Annotated in this window: 5 protein-coding genes; all 5 read right to left on the reverse strand. The window is 42.1% G+C overall.

Translation table 11 applies throughout. The features are described 5' to 3' along the window. Nucleotides 1-217: 217 nt before the first annotated feature. Nucleotides 218-694: a hypothetical protein gene (locus tag B6S09_RS17930; RefSeq protein ID WP_094279849.1), complete on the reverse strand. Its 477-nt coding sequence runs from the start codon at nt 692-694 to the stop codon at nt 218-220. 166 nt (nt 695-860) lie between these two features. After that, complete coding sequence (locus B6S09_RS17935) at nt 861-1,304, reverse strand: TM2 domain-containing protein (RefSeq protein ID WP_094279850.1); 444 nt, start codon at nt 1,302-1,304, stop codon at nt 861-863. Between the two features lie 57 nt (nt 1,305-1,361). Continuing rightward, nucleotides 1,362-1,967: a hypothetical protein gene (locus B6S09_RS17940; protein WP_094279851.1), complete on the reverse strand. Its 606-nt coding sequence runs from the start codon at nt 1,965-1,967 to the stop codon at nt 1,362-1,364. Between the two features lie 140 nt (nt 1,968-2,107). Beyond that, nucleotides 2,108-2,404 (reverse strand): hypothetical protein, encoded by a 297-nt coding sequence (locus tag B6S09_RS17945; RefSeq protein WP_094279852.1) that lies wholly within the window; start codon nt 2,402-2,404, stop codon nt 2,108-2,110. A 143-nt stretch (nt 2,405-2,547) separates the two neighbouring features. Then, a partial coding sequence (locus B6S09_RS17950) for an IS3 family transposase (protein WP_141201999.1) occupies nt 2,548-2,720 on the reverse strand: 173 nt, incomplete at its 5' end.

A 2,720-nucleotide genomic window follows, 5' to 3' on the forward strand; every position in this document is an offset into this window, starting at 1 on the left:
CCATTCATAGTGATAAGCTGCTGTTCAAAAGACAGCATATGATCACAGTGAGATCTGATCGTCAAAGCGATCCTCGAAAATCGACATTTTTCTTCAGAAAACGCGCGTTCCGGTGTAAAAAGTGGCTGCTAATGTTTTCATTTTTACCCCGCTGAAAGCCTTGCCACGCAAGGGTTTTTCATGATCTTTCCCTGAGCCCGCGGCCTCCTCTTTACTTTTAAAATGCATCATCAAAATCATAAAGATCTTCATGCTGCGAGGCAGAAATAAAGAGCCTGGAATCACGGACAAATAGGACCATTGGTTTGTCATCGTCAGTATCCTCCGCAACAACAATACCAACCGCCCCCTGCGCCGTTGAGATGGATGCCAGCCAATGGACCAGAGGCAGCGTATCTTGCCAGACTTCCTCCAGTTTTTTACCTGGCAGAGTGAGATTCACCCCCGCCTTAAACACCTTGCCACTGGCATCCTGCTCCAGCCAGTACGCTGATTTCCATGAACCGGAAACCATATTTCTATAAGAATTATGAAAACGAAACTCTGGATTAAAATTTTCAAAAAACGAATGATCAGGGAAATGATCCGGCTGAAGTCCCTGTTCATTAAAGATAAACTCCAGCACAGAGCAGTGCTCAACTGCCGAAGATACACTCAGAGGAAGCGACAGTAAAACACTGTAATGCGAAGACATAACGCACCTTAAAAAAGCATTGTTTACTAAATCAGGAAATTATCTTCCCCACCGATGGTCTGACGAATGGACTGTTGCGGCACGGTTTTTTACCGCTGCCGCATTACAGAGTAAAAATAACAAGTTGGCTGCAGCCTCAAAGCAGCTGCAGCCAACTTTGTTAATATCAGAACCAGGGTTTATAACCTGTTACATACGTCTGCTCAAACTCTTCATCAGACTTAACCAGATAAAGTATGAACTCCACAAATGCGATAATCCCAATCACCAACGAAGGGAAGCCAAGCAGAATAAACCCAAACAGGAACACCAGCAACATGATGGCACCCTGCTTGTTATAACCCAGATAGAATTTATGTGCCCCAAACGCACCAAGGAAGAAGGCAAACAAGGCGGCAGCAATTTTCTTTGATGATGTACCATTGGTGGCCGGCTCGGCATAAATAGCCTCTGCAACATCGCCGTTAGCAAAAAAATCAACCCTGCTGCCCGCTCTGGGAAGCTGACTGCCCTTCCATTCCTTTATTTCAAAATTATATCTTTTTTCATCATCTCCTGAGATAATGCCTGAGCGGCTTTCTTCGTTAAAATCAAGGATTTTACCTTTCATACCAGACTCCATCGTTAAAAACGAAATTAAATATCAAAAATAAAAATGTAAAGCTGTTTATTCATGGGTGCCACAACTGGTAACCACAGAGCGGGAATAATCCAGCATCACATCCAGGCTGGGATCACTGAACTCAGCGCGATACGTGCGGTTGAAGAGGTGCGCGAAATCCCGAAATGACTTGTTTTTTGTTCCGTCATTAACTGCAAGTATATCAAAAATTTCCATCATATTAGCGTGAATGCACTCAGTTTCTGACACAGCAGAGTCGCTACAGTATTGTATTAACTCCTGACGAGCGTCGCTGTTGTCACTACCATTGGCAATGGCAAGAAAACGAAGAATACTAATATATCGCGCACTAATTCTACCCGGATCATCGGGCAGCGACTTCATCGAGTTCAATATGAGGTTAGCATGGTCAAAGTCTTCAACCCTTTGGTCTTTTGCACCCCGAAGGATCAAAAAACGTGCAACATTACTATCTATTACATACTCATGCTTATTATCGATTTCACGTACAGTCGCAATAGCCGCATCCGCTCCAAGAGTATTGTAATGATATTCAGCCCTGCACAGCAACTCATTGATACGGTCATTACTATTACAAGCAGATAGCATCGTTAAGAAAAGGATTGAAAAATATAATCTCCAGTCGTTCATGCTGTATTTAATTCTCATTTAGTGAAATCTTCAATTATAGCCGAACAGGTTAACAAAGCATAACTTTATAATATCAAGTGAGCACTTAGAGTCCGTTAAAGCGGGTGAGATCCAAATCACTCTTAAATTGTTTGTTATGTTTACGAATTTTCAGACTCATGAATATGTTTTAAGCCTTCTTTTCTTAGGCAATGTCCCAATACAAAAGAGATTATTAATAAACCGCTAAACATAAAATAAGTATCTCTACTCATTGAGCCTACGAACTCGATAAAGCTTAAGGGATCATCTCCTTTTTCTACGGTAGCTTTAGCGATAAACCCCAACGGTACAATTGTAACTAAGAGCATCAAACCTTTGAAAATTGCCACACTAATATCAATCAGTGTTTTACCAAATACTTCCCTTGCTTTAGGGTTGTAATCTTCTACTTTCATCTTGAACTCCTGAGCCGAATTTCAGCGTAAACATAACGTCACGCTTTGCGGCAAACCGAAGCGCAGCGAATCATAGGCTAGGCGTGTCTAGTAGAGCGGGGGAAGTCCAATTTAATCTTCCCCCGATAAATCGGACACGCTCTTCAACTACCCACCAGGGCTTCATATTCAACTGGGCTCATATAATTTAGACTTGAGTGCAGTCGAAATCGATTATAAAAATGCTGGATGTATCCGGCCAGTTTATCCCGCAGATGCATCTCACCATAAAAGCGGTTTTCTTTAATTAATTCACCCTTCAGGGTATGGAAGAATG

Source organism: Oceanimonas baumannii, assembly GCF_002245495.1.
In the GTDB taxonomy this organism is placed as follows: domain Bacteria; phylum Pseudomonadota; class Gammaproteobacteria; order Enterobacterales; family Aeromonadaceae; genus Oceanimonas; species Oceanimonas baumannii.

What these genes read in the sequence shown, in the direction of transcription:
- B6S09_RS17935 (WP_094279850.1), bottom strand. Translation starts at nt 1,304, where the DNA reads ATGAAAGGTAAAATCCTTGATTTTAACGAAGAAAGCCGCTCAGGCATT.
- B6S09_RS17940 (WP_094279851.1), bottom strand. Translation starts at nt 1,967, where the DNA reads ATGAACGACTGGAGATTATATTTTTCAATCCTTTTCTTAACGATGCTA.
- B6S09_RS17945 (WP_094279852.1), bottom strand. Translation starts at nt 2,404, where the DNA reads ATGAAAGTAGAAGATTACAACCCTAAAGCAAGGGAAGTATTTGGTAAA.
- B6S09_RS17930 (WP_094279849.1), bottom strand. Translation starts at nt 694, where the DNA reads ATGTCTTCGCATTACAGTGTTTTACTGTCGCTTCCTCTGAGTGTATCT.